Below are 19,071 nucleotides of genomic sequence, written 5' to 3' on the forward strand. Positions count from 1 at the left end.
AGCGCGCAGTACACTTTGGCCGGGGACGTCTTTCGCATGGATGCGAAAGGGGAGCCTACAGGGATGTATTTACGGCGTGCCCCGGCAAAGTTGTACGGAGTGCTTACCACCGGATGAATGGTCGCAAGCACTGCCGCAAACACGATTAAACCATCCCACCTTTACCGCACAAACCGCTGCCGCACTATCTGGTGCTGCCGGCGCATATACTGTACCGGCACACTTAACATATGCACTAAGCGGCTGAACGGGAATACTACAAACAAGCTTAAGCCAAGGAACACATGCAGCTTAAAGATCCAATGCACGCTGCTAATTGACTCTGCCGCGGCAACGGAATTAAAGGTGACAGTGTTTTGTGCCCAAGCCATTAATTTCAGCATTTCAGTACCGTCCAAATGCCCCATCGAGACAAAGATAGACAGTAAGCCCAGAATCAATTGTGCGTACAGTAACAGCAGGATAGCGATATCCATTGGATTGCTGGTGGCACGAATACGCGGGTTAAACAGCCGGCGTTTGATCAGAATGGTCAGGCCGTAGAAGCAGATTAAACCAAAGATGCCGCCGGCAACGATCGCAATCATCTGCTTCATGGAGCTGGTAATACCGAACAAATACCAGAGTTCTTTTGGTAGCAGCAGGCCGGCAAAGTGGCCTAAAAAGATCCCCAGAATACCGATATGAAACGCAATACTACCTTTGCGCAGTTGCTTGCTTTCCAACAGCTGAGATGAACTGGTTTTCCAGGTATATTGTTCGCGGTCATAACGGATCCAGCTACCCAGAACCATAATCGCGATCGCGATGTAGGGATAAATCCCAAAGGCAAACAAATTTAAGTGTGCCATTTTAATGCTCCTTAAGCGCGCTTCACGGCGGCTTCATGAAATAGTTCTTGTGCCAGGGCGTCGGTTTGCAATAAATCGGTGCTCAGTGGTACAAATTGATCGCGCCGTTGGGATTCACTCGGTTTATTGCCGGTGCCGCAGGCGCTGTTGGATTGCTCTGCACTCATAAAGGTCACCATTTCCTCTTCCCAGACTTTATCCAGTGCCTTGGGCGTGTCATCGCGTTTCTCAGTGGCGATTTGCGCTTTAATATCGGCTAAATCGACCTCAGCAGCGGACAACCGCAGCAGACTTTGGAATAAGGCGGCATAGTTGGATTCACGCTGCTCCAGCCGGCAGGTCAGTACGGCCAGAATCGGTGCAATTTCTTCCAGACCAAGTTGCGCATTGTCAGCCCCCTGAGTGGATAAAAATTCCAGATACAGCGGCAGATAGTCTGGTAGCTCTTTTACGCCAATATCCAGACCCGCCTCTTTGTACTGCGCCTGTAAGTCGACCATTGCCTGCCCACGGGCACGGGATTCACCATGCACATGCTCGAAGATCAGCAAGGACAGCGAGCGACCACGTTCAAACAAACCGTCGTATTCAGATTGCCAATCCATTAAATCAGCGCTGCAGCGCTGCTTGATAAAGGAACTCAGGCTGAGTTTATTGCTTTGCGGTAAGTCACTGGCCGCTACCACGGCCAGTAATTCGTCCTGCGCTGCCAACAGCTCAGGTTTGGGGTAATCCAGCAGCAATGAAATTAACTGTAAAATTTGCATAAAACCCTCTTAATCCTTCAGCTCAACCGGAATCACCTGGCGTACACCCTTGGCCTTAGTGCCAAACAGGTTGACGTCGTTATTACCATCGCCACAGCCGTTACCAAAGGTAAAGCCACAGCTGGATTTCAGGTCATAGGCGTTTTCGGCATAGGCACGGTGACTGGTTGGAATGACGAAGCGATCTTCATAATTGGCCAGTGCCATGTAGCGGTACATTTCTTCAACCTGCACGGCATTCAGGCCCACTTGCTTTAGCACGTCCAAATCTTCAACACCATCAACCTGTTGCGAACGTTTAAAGGCGCGCATCGCAATCATCCGCTCTAAGGCTCGAACGACGGGCGCTTCGTCACCAGCGGTCAGCATATTGGCCAGGTAACGCAACGGAATACGCAGCGACTTCAGATCCGGAATTTCGCCATTCATGCCGACATGACCGGCCTGTACCGCACTTTGAATGGGTGACAGTGGCGGCACATACCAAACCATTGGCAGGGTGCGGTATTCCGGGTGCAGTGGCAGCGCCACTTTCCAGTCCATCGCCATCATATACACCGGTGAGCGCTGGGCTGCTTTAATCCAGTTATCGTTGATACCTTCGGCCCGGGCCGCGGCAATCACTGCCGGATCGTGCGGGTCGAGGAAGATATCCAGCTGTGCCTGATATAAATCTTTTTCATTCGCCACACTGGCGGCTGATTCAATGCGGTCGGCATCGTACAGCAGTACGCCTAAGTAACGGATGCGGCCGACACAGGTTTCTGAACAGGTGGTCGGCTGACCGGCTTCAATCCGCGGGAAGCAGAACGTACATTTTTCTGACTTGCCGGACTTCCAGTTGTAGTAGATTTTTTTGTACGGACAGGCCGAGACACACATCCGCCAGCCGCGGCATTTGTCCTGATCGATCAGCACGATACCGTCTTCTTCGCGTTTGTAGATGGCACCAGACGGGCAGGCCGCGACGCACGCCGGATTTAAACAATGCTCACACAACCGGGGTAAGTACATCATAAAGGTCTTTTCAAACTGACCGTAGATGTCTTTTTGTACCACTTCATTGAAGTTACTGTCTTTTTTCCGCTTTTCGAACTCAGTACCGAGAATTTCTTCCCAGTTTGGACCCCATTCGATTTTCTCCATGCGCTGGCCGCTAATCAGTGAACGCGGGCGGGCCACCGGCTGGTGCTTGGTATCGCCAACATTGTGTAAATGCTGGTAATCAAAGTCGAACGGCTCGTAGTAATCGTCAATTTCCGGTAAGTCCGGGTTGGCGAAAATATTTGCCAGAATACGGCGCTTGCCACCGATTTTCAGTTGCAGCTTGCCGTTTTCCCGCACCCAGCCGCCATTCCATTTTTGCTGGTTTTCCCACTCTTTCGGAAAGCCGATACCAGGCTTGGTCTCGACGTTGTTAAACCAGGCATATTCGACCCCTTCACGCGAGGTCCAGACGTTTTTGCAGGTGATGGAGCAAGTGTGGCAACCTATGCACTTGTCTAAATTCAGCACCATGCCAATTTGGGCTCTGACTTTCATCTTACTTACTCCAACCTTATTTAGTGTCTAACCAATCAACGTTCTGCATCTTGCGCACAATGACAAACTCGTCCCGGTTACAGCCAACGGTACCGTAGTAGTTAAAACCGTAAGCTTGCTGGGCATAACCGCCAATCATATGGGTCGGCTTCATTACGGCCCGGGTGACTGAGTTATGGATACCACCACGGGTACCGGTTAACTCGCTGCCGGGCACGTTCACAATCCGTTCCTGGGCGTGGTACATCATGCTCATACCTTCCGGTACCCGCTGTGACACCACGGCACGGGCCGCAATAGCGCCGTTGACGTTAAAGATTTCGATCCAGTCGTTATCTTCAATACCGGCGGCTTTGGCATCAATTTCACTGAGCCAGACAATGGGCCCGCCACGCGATAAGGTCAGCATTAACAGGTTGTCAGAGTAAGTACTGTGAATCCCCCACTTCTGATGTGGCGTGATCCAGTTCAGCACAATTTCTTTGTTACCATTCGACTTCTTGTTCAGCACCGGCTGCACTGTTTTCAGGTTAATCGGCGGCTTGTAGCTACACAGCTGCTCACCGAAGTCGCGCATCCACTCATGGTCCTGATAGAACTGCTGACGGCCGGTAATGGTGCGCCAAGGGATCAGTTCATGCACGTTGGTATAGCCAGCGTTGTAAGACACATGCTCATCTTCCAGCCCTGACCAGGTGGGTGAGCTGATGATCTTGCGTGGCTGGGCCACGATGTCATGGAAGCGGATTTTCTCTTCTTCCTTTTTGGTCGCCAGATGGGTATGGTCGCGGCCGGTGATTTTACTCAGTGCGCCCCAGGCTTTTACCGCCACGTGGCCGTTGGTTTCCGGTGCCAGCGTCAGGATCATTTCTGCGGCATCGATAGCGCTATCGATTTTCGCCATACCTTTATTCACGCCGTCAGCGGTATGTACCCGGTTCAGCTTACGCAGAAACTCCACTTCATCCTTGGTATCCCAGCTAATGCCTTTACCGCCGTTACCGATTTTCTCCAGCAGTGGACCCACTGAAGTAAAGCGGGCATAGGTATTAGGGTAGTCGCGTTCTACAATATTAATGTGTGGCATAGTGATGCCCGGAATGGCCTCACATTCCCCTTTCCACCAGGCTTTTACGCCATAAGGCTGTGCCAGCTCGGCAGGCGTATCGTGGTGCATCGGTGTGGTTACAACATCGGTTTCCACGCCTAAGTGACCAACGGCAGCTTTAGAGAACGCCTGAGCGATGCCTTTAAAGATTTCCCAGTCACTGCGGGCTTCCCACACCGGATCAATGGCCGCGGTTAACGGGTGAATAAAAGGATGCATATCCGAGGTATTCATATCGTCTTTTTCATACCAGGTGGCGGTAGGCAGTACGATGTCGGAATACAGACAGGTGGTAGACATGCGGAAATCCAGCGTCACCCACAGATCGACCTTACCTTCAGCCGGCTGATCGGTCCATTCCACATCTTCCGGCTTTTTACCGCCAAAACCGCCTAAATCTTTGCCAAGCAGGCCGTGTTTGGTGCCCAGTAAGTGCCGCAGCATATATTCATGGCCTTTACCGCTGGAACCCAGCAGGTTAGAGCGCCAGATAAACATATTGCGTGGGAAGTTTTGTGGGTTTTCCGGTTGCTCACAGGCAAATTTAATATTGCGCGAGGTTAATTGCTCCACCACATAGTCTTTCAGCTCTTTGCCGGCAGCTTTGGCTGCGGCCGCCAGTTTTAGCGGATTCGTGCCCAGCTGTGGTGCTGACGGTAACCAGCCCATGCGTTCGGCGCGGCTGTTATAGTCGACAATACTGCCAGACCATTTGTCTTTATTGGCCAGTGGCGAAATGACTTCCGTCATATCCAGCTTTTCGTAACGCCATTGGCTGGAATGATTGTAGAAGAACGAGGTACCGTTCATATGGCGTGGTGGCCGTTGCCAATCCAGCGCAAAGGCCAGTGGGGTCCAGCCGGTTTGTGGCCGTAGTTTTTCCTGACCGACATAGTGCGCCCAGCCGCCGCCACTTTGACCGATACAGCCACACATCATCAGCATATTGATCAGGCCACGGTAGTTCATATCCATGTGGTACCAGTGGTTCAGCGCGGCGCCGACGATGACCATGGAGCGGCCTCGGGTTTTATCGGCATTACGGGCAAACTCACGCGCGACCCGAATCACATCATCCGGCTTCACGCCGGTAATAGCTTCTTGCCAGCCCGGGGTGTAAGGCACGTTATCGGTATAGGATTTCGCCCGGCTTTCATCACCAATACCATTATCCACACCATATTGCGCCAGCATCAGGTCAAATACGGTAGCGACCAGCGCGGTACCGCCACTGGCCAGTTCGACGCGTTTAGCAGGAATTTTGCGCATTTGTACATCAGCATGATCGGTATGCTGGAAGTATTGGTACTCGTGTGGTGCACCACCAAAATACGGGAAGCCAACATCCACCAGCTCGTCGCGGTTGTCTTTTAAACTCAGCTGCAGCTCCAGCTCACCGTCTTTGTCTTTTTGCTCCAGGTTCCATTTGCCGGCCTGGCCCCAACGATAACCAATGGCACCATTCGGGCTGGTCAGGCGACCATCTTTGTTAACAGCAATGGTTTTCCAATCCGGGTTATTGTCTTCACCCAGGTTATTCACCAGATCGGCCGCGCGCAGGAAGCGGCCGGTGGTTAGCACCCCGTTTTGCTCCTCTAACATTACCAACATCGGCATATCGGTAGTACGACGCACGTAGTCAGTAAAGTAAGCACTCGGATTATCAACGTGGAATTCTTTTAAAATCACATGGCCAAAGGCCATGGCCAGGGCAGCATCGGTACCCTGACGCGGTGCTAACCAGGTATCACCAAACTTAGAGGCTTCTGAGTAGTCCGAGGTAATGACACAGGTCTTAGTACCTTTGTAACGGACTTCGGTCAGGAAGTGTGCGTCCGGGGTGCGGGTTTGCGGCACGTTTGAGCCCCAAACAATAATGTAATTCGAGTTATACCAGTCGGCGGATTCTGGTACGTCGGTTTGCTCGCCCCAAATTTGCGGTGAGGCTGGGGGTAAGTCGCAGTACCAGTCGTAAAAGCTTAAACAGTTACCGCCAATCAGTGACAGGTAACGGGCACCAGCGGCGTAGGACACCATCGACATTGCTGGGATCGGCGAGAAACCGGTTACCCGATCCGGGCCATAGGTTTTAGTGGTGTAAACGTTAGACGCGGCAATCAGCTCGTTGACTTCATCCCAGCTGGCACGGACAAAGCCGCCCAAACCGCGGCGTTCTTTGTAGCTTTTGGCTTTTAGCGGATCGCTGACGATTGATTCCCAGGCTTTCACCGGATCTTTATGCTGCACCCGGGCTTCACGCCACAGCTTCATCAGTTGCTGCCGCACTTTCGGATATTTCAGCCGGTTGGCACTGTAGATATACCAGGAATAGCTGGCGCCACGCGGACAGCCACGGGGTTCATGGTTTGGCAGATCCGGACGGGTACGCGGATAGTCGGTTTGCTGGGTTTCCCAGGTGACCAGGCCGTCTTTGACATAGATTTTCCAACTACAAGAGCCGGTACAGTTTACACCGTGCGTGGAACGTACCACCTTATCGTGCTGCCAGCGTTGCCGGTAGCCTTGCTCCCAGGTCCGGTCCTCATTGGTGGTCACCCCGTGGCCATTGGCGAAGGGGGTTTTGCGGGTTTTAAAAAACCGCAGTTTATCTAACAGATGACTCATACTTGACTCCTGGTCCTGTCCTGCATGAACAGAGGTTTTTGCTTTTTCAGTAAGCACACTATAGAAACTACCACTCAATTCTGCTTGATTCAGATCAAGGTTGCCATGCTGCTAAATTGCTGAAAATTAAGAAAAATACCCCAAAGGTGGTAGTGCGCTAATTGGCTAAATGCTTGAAAATGCAGGCCTTGGCTGCAGGCGTCTACTCACTTTGTCTGAAGGTGTACTCTGGCTGGGGAAAAGGGGGTAGCCCAAGTATCCCCGTAGATTTGGCAAGCGGATTTTTCTGCAGGAAAGGCGCTGGCGGGTTAAGCTTAGAACAGACAGTAGTGGGAGTTTCAGATGCGCACCTTTTCAATTGTTACCCGGATCAATATCGCTCTGGCCTGTATCGTGACGTTGGCGTTATCAACGATGATGGTGTCGTATTGGTTGTCGGATAAGGCTGACAGCGATGCGCATGCAGTTAATGTTGCCGGCTCGCTGCGGATGCAAAGCTATCGCCTGGCCTGGTTAACGCTGCAACAGGACGTCACTAAACTGCAAAGAGCCAATGAGCAATTTGCCAGCAGTTGGCAGCATCCGGTTTTTCAGCGTTTTTTGCATCAGCCAGACATTCTGCAAAAATACCAGAGTGCTTTTCAGCATTGGCAACAGTTGGCGCCTGCGCTGGAGTCTGGCGCCGTCCCTCCAGCCGAATTGGAAGCCGGCCTGGCCGAGCAGGTCAGATTGTTGGATGAGCTGGTGCTGGTGATCCAGCAGGATGCAGAGCAAAAGGTTAAGGCGTTTCGCTCGGTGCAGGTTATTGCGGTGATGGCCACCATCTTGCTGTCGATCATCGTCATGTATTGGCTGAAGGTGATGGTGGAGGAGCCGTTAAAAGAGTTGATCCGCGGTGCCCGGCGTATTGCGCAGGGCGACTTTACTCACCGTATCACGCCGCAGCATCAGGATGAGCTCGGGATGTTGGCTACCAGCTTTAATAAGATGAATACGGCCATTGGTTATATGTACGGCAATCTGGAAAAGCGGGTGGAAGAGCAAACGGCAGAGCTGACCCAAACCAATACGACCCTGAAATTTCTATATAACACCGCGCAGCGGATCAGCGAACATACCTCAGAGTATCAGGACTTTTCCGAGATCATCAGCCAACTGCGCAGTATTACCGGCCTGGCAGATATCGAGCTCTGTCTGTTTACTGAGCAAGGAAATCAACCTTACCTGCAAATTCATGCCGACAGCCTGGCGGATCCCTGTGCGGCTGAAAACTGTGGCGACTGTTTAACTGAGACATTGAGCCGGCAGCAGTGTCAGGTGCACAACTTTGTGTTGCAGCGGGAGAGACATAAATATGGCGTTCTGGTCGTGCGGCTGAACGCCTCAGAGAAGATGTTGTTATGGCAACAACAGCTGGTGATGGCCATTGCCGATCAACTGGCTTTGGCGCTGAGTTTAAAATCAGAAGAAGAGCAGGTGCGGCGGTTAGCGCTGATGCAGGAGCGTACGGTCATAGCGCGCGAGTTACATGATTCACTGGCGCAGGCCTTGTCCTATCTGAAAATTCAGGTGACCCGGCTCAATAAAGCCATTAACAAGGATGACCGTCTGGTGATGCAGGATGTGTCAGCAGAGCTGAAAAGTGGCCTCGACGCCGCTTACCGGCAGTTACGGGAGCTGTTAACCACTTTCCGTCTGAAAGTCGATGGTGCTGGTTTGCTCAGTGCACTGCAGACCACCGTCAGCCAGTTAAGCGAACAGTCGGGCTTACAGATCCGGTTGGATTATCAGCTGGCGAATGTGCCGCTGGCGCCGCATGAAGAAATTCATTTACTGCAGATTATCCGCGAAGCCAGCCAGAATGCGGTGCACCACAGTCAGGGGCAGAACCTGACCATTAGCCTGCAGCAGGATGGGCAAAAGTATATTTTACTGGCGGTGGAGGATGACGGTGTCGGGATCCCGGATAAAGCCGAAAAACTTAATCATTATGGTTTAGCCATTATTCAGGAACGAAGCAAACATCTGGCCGGGGAGATCAGTATCCGACGCCGGCCAGAGGGCGGCACTGGGGTATACTTCCGCTTCTTACCGGAATACCTGCAGCAACCGAAAACAGCCTGAAAAAAAGCGCAGCCCTGTTGAGGGCTGCGCCTTGCATGCTCGCAGACAAGCTTAAGGGTTATAAAACTCGCCACTTTTCCGCAGGTAGAAGAACCAGTTTAGTACCAGACACAGCGCATAGAAGATGGCAAAGCCAAGCATCGCGTATTCCGGGGTTGCAGCTTTGATCTGCTCACCAAATACCTGTGGAATATAGAAGGCACCGTAGGCGGCGACGGCAGAGGTCCAGCCCAGCACCGGCCCGGCTTGTTCTTTTGGAAACACCACAGCAATGGTTTTAAAGGTTGACGCATTACCAATGCCGCTGGCGGCAAACAATAGCAGGAAAATCAGGAAGAACGGCATAAAGTACTGCTCTGGTGTTGCCGATTGATAAGCCTGCTGCATAAAGAAGGCGGCACCTAAGGCTGCCAGTACCATCACCACGGCACAGATCTGGGTAACCAGAGCACCACCTAAACGATCTGAGATCCAACCACCCACTGGCCGGATTAAGGCGCCGATAAAGGGGGCGATCCAGGCATAGGTCAGGGCGCTGGGACCATTCGGATTTGGAGTGTTGTGGGTCATCACGCCATCTACCATCAGGTGGCTGTAGCCAAAGATCACCTGGATCGACAACGGCAGCGCGGCGGCAAAACCGATAAAGGAACCAAAGGTCATGACATACAGAATGCTCATGACCCAGGTGTGCTTATTATTGAAAATCTTATACTGCCGGTCCAGACTGGCACGGATGGCGCCCGGCAATACTTTCAGCGCCAGTACTGTGGCCATTGGCACCAGCACTAATACCAGTTCTTTCGGAATACTAAAGCCGGAGCCATTGGCACTGGCCGGTAGAATCAGCCATAAACCAATTACCGAGGCGATCAAGCCAATGCCATACATCGCCAGCTGAATGGAGAAGGAACCGACGGCGCTCGGTAGCTTAGGTGTTACCTCTTCAGTATTGATGTTATTCATGCCAAACCAGATGGCAAAGGCCAGCGGGATTAACAGCAATAGCCATAAGAAACCGCCATTCTGGATCCAGGTTTCACTTCCAGCCGGGATACTCCCAATCAGGGTACCACTGGCCTTTTGCAGGATCATCGGCTCACCGCCACCGACCAGGGTAAAGGCACCAAAGGTCATAAATAGCGGGATCAGGATCTGCATGGTGGTGACACCAAAGTTACCCAGGCCGGCATTCATGCCCAGCGCTAAACCTTGCTGTTTTTTCGGGAAGAAGAAGCTGATATTCGACATTGAAGCGGCAAAGTTACCACCACCGATGCCGGATAATAAGGCCATCAACTGAAACACCCAGAACGGTGTATTGGGATCCTGTAATGCGATGCCGGTGCCAAACGCTGGGATCATCAATAAGCTGGTGGTAAGGAAAATGGTATAGCGCCCACCACAGAGCCGGACAAAGAAGCTGGCCGGAATGCGCAAGGTCGCGCCACTTAAGCCAGCGATTGCTGCCAGGGTAAAGAGCTCCGAGGCGGAATACGGAAACCCAAGATTTAGCATCTGAACACTAATGATGCTCCACATCATCCAGACCGCGAACCCACAGAGCAGGCTGGGTATAGAGATCCATAGATTGCGGGTAGCGATGCCACGCCCGCTTTGTTGCCAGAAGTTTTCATCTTCCGGTTGCCACCTTTTTAAATCTGACATCAGTTAACTCCTGTTTTTCGGCAGAGTGCTTACTGTTGCAAGTGTGATTGGCGACGGCGACTGACACAATGTGCCTAAGGAGTTAGCCAGGCAGCTGTGCCAGCTTAATGGGGGTACCTCAAAAGTGGTAGTGCGGTGGAAATCAATACAGTTATCTGATTAAAAACAATAATATAGACAGAGTTTTGCCAGGGGCTACTCCACTAGTACCAACCTTGGCTACAGGTGGTAGCCGCCATTAGTATGATGTACATCAAAGTATCAAGCCGTTGGATCTAGGCTAATATGGGTAGAGCCGCAGGGCCGGCAGTCAGGAGCTAGTTATGTCAGAGCAAATTTCCAGCGTAATGCTGGTTGATGATCACCCTTTATTACGCAAAGGCTTAAAGCAGTTGCTGGCGTTAGAAGACGAATTAGAGGTGATAGCGGAAGCCAGTAATGGTCAGGATGCAATTAAACTGGCGGCAGAACTGGATCCGGACCTGATTATTCTTGATCTGAATATGCAGGGTATGGATGGGCTGGAAACCTTAAAACGGATGCGTGATGAAGGCGTGACGTCCCGCATCGTGATGCTGACGGTATCGGATGCCGATGAAGATATTGTCAAAGCCATCAGTAATGGCGCCGATGGCTATTTGTTAAAAGATACCGATCCGGAAGTGTTACTGGATCAAATTAAAAAAGCGCTGGACGGCAAAATGGTGTTAAGTGAAGCCATTACCCAGGTGCTGGCCACTGCCTTGCGCCGGCCGCAGGCAAAAACGCCGGCTGAGCTAAACAGTTTAACCAACCGCGAATATGAAATTTTGCATCTGATTGCCAAAGGAATGAGCAATAAAGTGATTGCCCGCGAACTGAATATCTCTGATGGTACCGTAAAGGTACATGTTAAACATCTGCTGAAAAAGCTGGGCTTACGCTCACGGGTTGAGGCCGCCGTCTGGATGGTTAACCAGCAGGGCGGCAAGCTATGACAGCGAGCCTTTTGCTGCCGGTGGCGGATGCCCTGGCGCAGATGTTGGCACAGGTCAGCCCCGTCAGTGAGATTGAGCAGGTGCCACTGGCGCAGGCGCTGGACCGGGTACTGGCAGAGCCGGTGCTGGCCAGTTTTGATGTGCCGGGCTACGACAACTCAGCGATGGATGGCTATGCGGTGCGGGCGGCTGAGGTCAAAGCCGGGCAAGCGTTAACACTGCAAGGTTCGGCGCTGGCTGGCCATGCCTTTGCTGCTGCGTTAGCGCCACAAAGCTGCGTGCGGATTATGACCGGTGCCGTACTGCCGGCGGGTGCCGATACGGTCATTATGCAGGAGCAGGTACGGCTGCAAGATGGCAAAGTTATCGCAGATTTTGTGCCGAAAGTGGGTGAAAATGTACGGAAAGCTGGCGAAGATCTAAAAAATGGGCAGCAGGTGCTCAGTGCTGGTTGCCGGTTAACCGCGCCACAATTAGGCCTATTGGCGTCGCTGGGTATTGCTAATGTGGCGGTCAGGCGTAAGCTTAAGATTGCCATCTTCTCCACAGGTGATGAACTGGTATTACCGGGACAGCCGTTACCGGAAGGTCATATCTATGACAGCAACCGGGTAGTATTGCGCGCCATGCTGCAACGCCTTGGGGTCGAGGTGTTGGATCTGGGCTTATTGCCGGATCAGCCAGCAGCAATTCGTTCTGCGTTTCAAAGCGCGATGCGCGATGCCGATGTGCTGATTACCAGTGCCGGCGTCTCGGTTGGCGATGCCGACTATACGCGGCAAATGCTGTCTGAACTGGGCCAGGTGAATTTCTGGAAAGTGGCGATTAAACCCGGCAAACCTTTTGCCTTTGGTAAATTGGAAAACTGTTGGTTTTTTGGTTTGCCCGGTAATCCGGTGGCGGCTGTGGTGACGCTGGATCAACTGGTTCAGCCGGTGCTGCTAAAGCTGGCCGGTGCTGCCGTCTCGCCAGCCAACCAACTCACAGCAGTGACGACTGTTACCTTAAAAAAACAGCCAGGTCGCGCGGATTATCAGCGTGGTTACTATTGGGCCACTGCCGAGGGGCTGTTCGTAAAAACCTTGGGTAGCCAAAGCTCAGGTATGCTGAGCTCCATCGCCAATGCCAATTGCTATATCGTGCTGCCGCAAGACAGCGGCAGTGTTGCCAGCGGTGAAGCCGTAACCATTCAGCCCTTTGGTCAGTTGTTACAGTAGATCCAATCTGGCATTAGTGCACAGCTGCGCTAAGCTTTAAAGCGTTTTAGTCAGTAAGCCGTTTTAGTGGCGTCGCCGCTGTTTAATCCAGTTAATCCAGTGCGACGGCTTTAATCTGCGCAAAGAGTGCTTGGCCAGGCGTTAAGGCCAGCCGCTGTGCCGATTGCCGGGTTAGCAGCGCTTGTAGCGGCTGATCCGCCACCTCAAGCTGCACTAGAACTTCTGCCGGGTGCGCAGCAGCCTGAATAGCGATGATCCTGACGGCCAGCTGATTAGTGACCGAGCTGTCTGCCAGTGGCTTAAGGCTTAAGGCGACATCGCGTGCCAGGATCCGCAGCCGGTAACTGCCGTTCGCAGTCGGCGAGCTAACAGGCGCAGGCACTTGCAGTAATTGGCCACCCACAATGAGCTGTAGCATAAAGTGCTGACAGCTCTGATAGACTGCCGTTAATACCGACATGGCACCACAGGCGGCGAACTCCGGCTGCAGCAGTTGCTGTGCCAGCGGGCCACGGCTGATTACCCGCCCATCCTGCAGTAACAGCAAGTGATCGGCCAGTTTTACCACATCTTCTAATTGATGACTTACCAGTAGCATCGGCATCTTCAGCTCACGGGCCACTTTTTGTAAAAAAGGTAAAATTTCCTGCCGGCTTTGCTGGTCCAGCGACGCCAGCGGTTCATCCAACAGCAGCAGCTGCGGCTGGCTGAGTAAGGCCCGCCCCAATGCTACCCGCTGCCGCTGGCCGCCGGAGAGTTGGCCTGGCGCTTGCGTCAGCAATGGGTCTAATTCCAGTAAGTCGATAACATCAGCCGGCTGCAGCTGAACCAGCAGGCGGTTGGCTCGCCGCTGATAGCCAAACAGCAGGTTTTGCTGCACATTTAAATGCGGCAGCAAACTGCTTTCCTGAAACACCATGCCAATGCGCCTTTGATGCACTGGCATAAAGGTGTCTGCGGTTTGCCAGGGCTGCTCAGCAAAATGGATCCGGGCTGTCGGGTGGCGATCCAGGCCGGCGATAGCGCGCAGCAGCGTGGTTTTACCGCAGCCGGAGCGGCCAAATAGCGCAGTGACGCCTTGCAGCGGGATTTGCTCGTTAAGTTGCAGCCTAAAGTTCTGCTGCTGCACCAGCAAATCGACAGTCAGCACACCCGCATCTTGCCTGCTTGCCGCCTTGGCAGGCGCGGCGGAGGCAGGGGAACACCAGCGGCTTGGCCAGAACGACATCATAGGCTGACCTCGCGTTCCAGACGGCGGTTCAGGCCATAGACAATAAACAGCACCATAAAGGCGGTGACTAACAGACCGAGTGATAACTGATGAGCCTGGCTGTAGTTCATCGCTTCGGTATGATCGTAAATTAACACCGATAACACCTGGGTTTCACCGGGAATACTGCCACCGAGCATCAGGATCACGCCAAATTCGCCCAGCGTATGAGCAAAGGTCAGGGTCGCAGCAACGACAAAGCCGCCGCGGCAAAGTGGCAGTACCACATTAAAAAACTGATCCCATTGATTGGCACCCAGAGTCGCGGCAACCTCCAGTGGTCGTTGTCCCATGCGGCGAAACGCTTCCAACAGCGGCTGCACTGTAAAAGGTAGGGAGTAAATCACTGAGCCGATTAGGATACCGCTAAAACTAAAGGCCAGATGGCGCAGCCCCAGAGCTTCCAGCGTGCTGCCGATAGCGCCGTGCGGCCCCAGTAATAGCAATAGATAAAAACCCAGTACCGTTGGTGGCAGCACCAACGGCAAGGCAACCAGAGCCTGAATAGCCGTGCGCCAGCGGCTTTGTGCCTGCGCCAGCCAGAACGCCAGCGGTGTGCCGATAAGCAGTAAGATCAGCGTGGTATAAAAACACAGTTTCAGGGTGACCTGAATGGCTAGCCAGTCCTCTGGCGCCAGGTTAAGCATCGCCGGGCTCCACTGCAGTACTAAGCCCGGGTTGTTCAAAACCATATTGCTGCAGAATAGCCAGGACCGCGGCACTTTGCATAAAGGCGACAAAGTGCCAGGCACTGGCTTTGGCCTCGCCTTTACGGGTGATGGTGTAAGCCTGGGTCAGGGGTTGATGCAACTCTGCCGGGATCAGCTGATAGCCGTGCCGGGCCAGCTCGGGAAATTTCGCCAGCGATAAGGCAATAATGGCGATCTCTGCGCCGCCGCTCTGTGCCAGCTGCGCGGTTTGCGCAATATTTTCGCCATAAACTAATTTGGGTTGCAGCGTCTGCCAGACGCCGGCGGCGATTAATGCCTCCTGGGCACGCTGACCGTAAGGGGCATGACTGGGCTGGGCAATCGCCAATCGGCGTAGCGCTAGTTGTGGCAGCTCGGTTAAGCTAATGCCGCTCATATTCTGGCGTGGACTCCACAGCACAATCCGCCCCTGGGCATAAAGTTGCGGCGCCAGTACGGCCAGCCCTTCCTGATACAATTGCTGCGGAAACTGGATATCGGCAGAGAAGAACACATCATAGGGTGCGCCATGGCGGATCTGGGTGGTCATCTTGCCACTGGAGCCATAAATCACCCGGATCTCTGTCTGTGGCTGTTGTTGGCGATACAGGCTTAAGATCTCGTCCAGTGCATAACGCAGATCGGAGGCGGCGGCTATGGTCAGCCGTTCGCTGGCATAAAGTGGCAAGGCGAAACCCAAACAAAGCAAGCACAGGACTCTTAGCATCGGCTACTCCCAACGCTGTAATGCGACGTGATCGCTGACTTTCGCCGCAACCCAGTATTCGCCGTTGGACGTGTGTTCTTTTTTCCAGAACGGTGCGCGGTTTTTCAGGTAATCCATAATAAATTCGGCTGCCGCAAAGCCGGCAGCCCGATGCGCACTGGCGACGCCGACAAACACGATTTGCTCGTTGGGCAACAGGGTGCCTACCCGATGGATAATGGTGACTGTGCCCAGTTGCCAGCGCTGCTGCGCCTCTGTTGCGATCTGGATTAACGCCTGCTCGGTCATGCCCGGATAATGTTCCAGCGTCATGCGTAGTAGCTGTGTCTCAGTCAGCTCCCGCACCAGGCCACTAAAGGTGACGACGGCGCCGCAGCGGGCTTCCTGCCGCAGCAGCTCGTATTCGCTGGCAACCGAAAAGTCCTGTTGTTGTACCTGTATTCGCAGCGTCATGCTAGCCTCCGGTCACCGGCGGAAAGAATGCCAGTTCATCGCCGGCAGCAACCGGATGCGATAACGTTACCAGTTGTTGATTCACTGCACAGAGCAGCTCAGCGTCTGCCAGGTGTTGCTGCCAAAGTGCGGATTGACCGGCCAGCCTGTCCAGCACCTGGCGCGCTGTGAGTACCTGCCCCTGCAGATCCAGGCTGGTATTGGCGCAAGCCAAACGTTCACGCAGGGCGGCAAAAAATAAAATTTTAAGCATCGGTGCTCTCCCATGCAGATTGGTACTGCTGTAACTCAGGTTGATATTGGTAGTGACCGGATTTACCCCCGGTTTTTTCCAGCAAGCGCAAATCACCAATGGTCATTGTTTTATCTACCGCTTTACACATATCGTAAATCGTCAGGGCGGCGACACTGGCGGCGGTCAGGGCTTCCATCTCGACCCCAGTACTGCCGCTAAGCTGACAGCTGGCTTCGATACGGATCTGACCGGCGGCCGCATCCAGCTGAAAATCGACACTGACTTTGCTTAACAGCAGCGGATGACAGAGCGGGATCAGGTCGCTGGTTTTTTTTGCCGCCATAATGCCAGCAATGCGGGCAGTGGCCAGCACATCGCCTTTTTTTAGCAGTGCCTGTTCAATCAGTCGGATTACCTCGGGGCGGGTTTGCACCAGGGCGCCGGCTCGGGCCAGGCGTTGGCTGTCGGCTTTAGTGCTAATATCAACCATGGCCGCCGCACCTTGTGGATCGAGATGGGTTAGGGTATTCATGCGCCGGTCTCCGCAGTAGTACAGCCGCAGGCCGGACTATTTTTCAGGTGAGGAATAAAATTACAGGGGCCGGTATGGCCATCCAGCTGTGGCAAAATCAGTTGTTGCATCGCCAGGGTGCAGGCGGAACCTGAACCCGGCATCGCGAACACTAAGGTGCCATTGGCCAGCCCAGCCAAAGCACCGGATTGCATCGCCGCTGAGCCGAGTTGCTGCCAGGATAATTGCCGAAACAGCTCGCCAAAGCCCGGTACCGTTTGATCCAATAACGGTGTGACAGCAGCAACGGTGCAATTATCGGCGGCATAGCCGGTACCACCATTGATCAGGACAACCTGCACCTCGGTACTGGCGATCCAGCGGCTTAGCAGCGCCCTGAGCTGATAACGGTTATTCGGTAGCAGCGCGCGCTCAGCCAGTTGATGACCGGCCTGGGTTAGCAACTGGCATAGCAGCTCACCACTGCTGTCATTTGCTGCGGTACGGCTGTCGGAGACGGTCAATACCGCCAGTTGTAGCGGATAAAATTGTCGCGCAATTTTAGTCATGGCATGGTTCCTCCAAAATGGCAGCCTGCTGTAGTGTGCTCAGGCACTGCTGCCATTCTGCCGGGGTATTGGTATTGAATAGTTCAGCGTCGGGCGCCGGGCGCACTGTGCAGCGCAGTTTTGCCAGCAGGGCCTTAACTGAGCGTTCACCGGCATCCAATTGTTGTTCGATCAGGTGCGCCAGCTTGGGGTCTGGTCGCAGTGCCAGTGGCAGTGGCCAATCGCGAAAACAGACCGCTTGTTCGTTGTCACCGGGCACTAATAGTTGCAGGCTGCCGGCGCTCAGCAGCGGTAAATCAATCGGCAGTACCAGCAACACCGGCTCAGTACAATAGCGCAGTGCAGCCGCGATACCGGCCAGTGGCCCCTGACCAGGCCTGAGATCCTGAATATAAGTAGTGCCGGGCTGATTGCGACTAAGCAGAATCTGGCTGGCGCCGGCTTGCTTCGCCAGTTGCTGCATATGTTGCAGCAAGCTTAGCTTACCCAGGCGCAGTTCGGCTTTATCCTGTCCCATCCGACGGGATTGGCCACCAGCTAAAATCAGGGCGCTAAATGACATTGGTTACTCCAGCATGCTGTTGTAGACAAGACTGCGTCTTAGCCGCCAATTTGCGCTAAATGCCGGGTGCTGCCACTGTGCTGCTGTTGCAGTTGATGGCTCTCAGCTTTACCGGTTAGCGCTTGCTGCAGAAAGCGCTCCAAGGGTGCACTGTGCTCACTTTGTAGCAAGCTGCGTAGATCCTGATAGCTGTCGGTAAACAGACAGAGATACAGCTGCCCTTTGCTGGAAACCCGCAGGCGATTGCAATCGGCACAGAAATCTTTGCTGTAGGGCATAATCAGGCCGATGCGGCCCTGATAGTGCGGATGGGCGTATTCCAATGCCGGGCCATCACTGATGCCTTTTGGCAATAACTGCCAGCCTTGGGTTTCCAACTGCTGCTGAATACTGGCGCCACTTAAATGCTGACGCTGATAGAAGCTGAGGTTGTCGTTGGTGCGCATCAGCTCAATAAAGCGCAGCGACAAGTCCTGCTGTTTTACAAAGCTAAGAAAATCCGGCAACGCCAGCGCATTATGCTGCTTTAACAGCACCGTATTGATTTTGACTTGCTTAATGCCAACGGCTTTGGCTGTGGCGACACCGGCCAGGATGTCGGCCAGTTTGTCCTGCCCTGTGACCAGATGAAAGGTCGCCGCGTCCAGGCTATCGACACTGACATTAACCGCATCCAGCCCTGCGGCTTGCCAGGCAGCGGCATCACGCTGTAAGCGATAGCCATTAGTCGTCAGGGCGACTTTTTCGATGCCGGGTACTGCCTTACAGGTGGCGATAATTTCCGTTAAATCTTTACGCAGCGAAGGTTCACCACCGGTGATCCGGACTTTGCGGGTGCCGAGGCGGGCAAAGGAAGTGACCAAGCGGCGGATTTCCGGCAGCGTCAGCTCGCCGGCCCGGGAGTCACAGTCAGTGCCATCGGGCAGGCAGTAAGTGCAGCGAAAGTTACAGCTTTCGGTTACGGAGAGCCGTAAATAGGTAAAACGGCGCTGATACGCATCAATAAGCATACTAATGACACCTTTCCAGGTTGGGAGGTGAGGCCGTTTCCCGCCACACCCGGTGGTATTATTACCACGGCACACCGTTCATACCTGCAGGCAGGGTTAGAGCCGGTAGCTTCGGCGTTGTGTAGTAAGCTTAAAGTAATGAAGCAGCTTTTGTTATTGCCATGAA

17 protein-coding genes and 1 riboswitch are annotated in these 19,071 nt (G+C 53.5%); of the genes, 3 read left to right on the forward strand and 14 right to left on the reverse strand.

What is annotated here, in order from left to right; translation table 11 throughout:
* Positions 1–161: 161 nt before the first annotated feature.
* The 4 genes from narI to AJE_RS11115 are packed head-to-tail and all read right to left on the reverse strand — an operon-like array spanning position 162 to position 6,893.
* Positions 162–851, reverse strand: coding sequence for a respiratory nitrate reductase subunit gamma (narI, locus tag AJE_RS11100; RefSeq protein WP_008950921.1), 690 nt, complete (start codon positions 849–851; stop codon positions 162–164).
* An 11-nt stretch (positions 852–862) separates the two neighbouring features.
* Positions 863–1,618: a nitrate reductase molybdenum cofactor assembly chaperone gene (gene narJ / locus AJE_RS11105; RefSeq protein ID WP_008950922.1), complete on the reverse strand. Its 756-nt coding sequence runs from the start codon at positions 1,616–1,618 to the stop codon at positions 863–865.
* A gap of 9 nt (positions 1,619–1,627) precedes the next feature.
* Positions 1,628–3,160, reverse strand: coding sequence for a nitrate reductase subunit beta (gene narH, locus AJE_RS11110; RefSeq protein ID WP_008950923.1), 1,533 nt, complete (start codon positions 3,158–3,160; stop codon positions 1,628–1,630).
* A 16-nt stretch (positions 3,161–3,176) separates the two neighbouring features.
* Positions 3,177–6,893, reverse strand: a complete 3,717-nt coding sequence (locus AJE_RS11115) for a nitrate reductase subunit alpha (RefSeq protein WP_008950924.1) — start codon at positions 6,891–6,893, stop codon at positions 3,177–3,179.
* A 342-nt stretch (positions 6,894–7,235) separates the two neighbouring features.
* Between AJE_RS11115 and AJE_RS11120 the strand changes: the two genes are divergently transcribed.
* The gene (locus AJE_RS11120) at positions 7,236–9,017 is read left to right on the forward strand and encodes an ATP-binding protein (protein WP_008609385.1); all 1,782 of its coding nucleotides are present in this window, start codon (positions 7,236–7,238) and stop codon (positions 9,015–9,017) included.
* A gap of 51 nt (positions 9,018–9,068) precedes the next feature.
* Here the strand turns inward: AJE_RS11120 and AJE_RS11125 are convergent, their stop codons facing one another.
* Positions 9,069–10,685 carry an MFS transporter gene (locus AJE_RS11125; protein WP_008950925.1) on the reverse strand — a complete coding sequence of 539 codons (1,617 nt, stop codon included), beginning with the start codon at positions 10,683–10,685 and terminating at the stop codon, positions 9,069–9,071.
* Positions 10,686–11,008: 323 nt separating this feature from the next.
* Between AJE_RS11125 and narL the strand changes: the two genes are divergently transcribed.
* Positions 11,009–11,662: a two-component system response regulator NarL gene (gene narL, locus AJE_RS11130; RefSeq protein ID WP_008950926.1), complete on the forward strand. Its 654-nt coding sequence runs from the start codon at positions 11,009–11,011 to the stop codon at positions 11,660–11,662.
* Positions 11,659–12,879, forward strand: a complete 1,221-nt coding sequence (gene moeA, locus AJE_RS11135; RefSeq protein ID WP_008950927.1) for a molybdopterin molybdotransferase MoeA — start codon at positions 11,659–11,661, stop codon at positions 12,877–12,879. Before narL ends, moeA begins: the two co-directional genes overlap by 4 nt.
* 91 nt (positions 12,880–12,970) lie before the next feature.
* On the opposite strand, the gene modC is transcribed toward moeA, so the two are convergent.
* From modC to moaA, 9 genes are all read right to left on the reverse strand, one after another.
* Positions 12,971–14,110, reverse strand: a complete 1,140-nt coding sequence (modC, locus tag AJE_RS11140; protein ID WP_050858393.1) for a molybdenum ABC transporter ATP-binding protein — start codon at positions 14,108–14,110, stop codon at positions 12,971–12,973.
* Complete coding sequence (modB, locus tag AJE_RS11145; RefSeq protein ID WP_008950929.1) at positions 14,107–14,796, reverse strand: molybdate ABC transporter permease subunit; 690 nt, start codon at positions 14,794–14,796, stop codon at positions 14,107–14,109. Before modB ends, modC begins: the two co-directional genes overlap by 4 nt.
* Positions 14,789–15,565, reverse strand: coding sequence for a molybdate ABC transporter substrate-binding protein (gene modA / locus AJE_RS11150; RefSeq protein ID WP_008950930.1), 777 nt, complete (start codon positions 15,563–15,565; stop codon positions 14,789–14,791). Before modA ends, modB begins: the two co-directional genes overlap by 8 nt.
* A gap of 3 nt (positions 15,566–15,568) precedes the next feature.
* Positions 15,569–16,018: a molybdopterin synthase catalytic subunit MoaE gene (gene moaE / locus AJE_RS11155; protein ID WP_008950931.1), complete on the reverse strand. Its 450-nt coding sequence runs from the start codon at positions 16,016–16,018 to the stop codon at positions 15,569–15,571.
* 1 nt (position 16,019) lies between these two features.
* Positions 16,020–16,271: a MoaD/ThiS family protein gene (locus AJE_RS11160; RefSeq protein WP_008950932.1), complete on the reverse strand. Its 252-nt coding sequence runs from the start codon at positions 16,269–16,271 to the stop codon at positions 16,020–16,022.
* Positions 16,264–16,785 (reverse strand): cyclic pyranopterin monophosphate synthase MoaC, encoded by a 522-nt coding sequence (moaC, locus tag AJE_RS11165; RefSeq protein WP_008950933.1) that lies wholly within the window; start codon positions 16,783–16,785, stop codon positions 16,264–16,266. Before moaC ends, AJE_RS11160 begins: the two co-directional genes overlap by 8 nt.
* A complete protein-coding gene (locus tag AJE_RS11170; protein ID WP_008950934.1) occupies positions 16,782–17,333 on the reverse strand; it encodes a molybdenum cofactor synthesis domain-containing protein in 552 nt (183 codons plus the stop codon). Before AJE_RS11170 ends, moaC begins: the two co-directional genes overlap by 4 nt.
* Positions 17,326–17,895 carry a molybdenum cofactor guanylyltransferase gene (gene mobA / locus AJE_RS11175; RefSeq protein ID WP_008950935.1) on the reverse strand — a complete coding sequence of 190 codons (570 nt, stop codon included), beginning with the start codon at positions 17,893–17,895 and terminating at the stop codon, positions 17,326–17,328. Before mobA ends, AJE_RS11170 begins: the two co-directional genes overlap by 8 nt.
* A 38-nt stretch (positions 17,896–17,933) precedes the next feature.
* On the reverse strand, positions 17,934–18,905 hold the full coding sequence (moaA, locus tag AJE_RS11180; RefSeq protein ID WP_008950936.1) for a GTP 3',8-cyclase MoaA: 972 nt from the start codon (positions 18,903–18,905) through the stop codon (positions 17,934–17,936).
* Positions 18,898–19,034, reverse strand: a riboswitch (molybdenum cofactor riboswitch). (Overlaps the previous gene by 8 nt.)
* Positions 19,035–19,071: the final 37 nt, after the last annotated feature.

Origin of the sequence: Alishewanella jeotgali KCTC 22429 (assembly GCF_000245735.1) — a bacterium.
GTDB classification, from domain to species: domain Bacteria; phylum Pseudomonadota; class Gammaproteobacteria; order Enterobacterales; family Alteromonadaceae; genus Alishewanella; species Alishewanella jeotgali.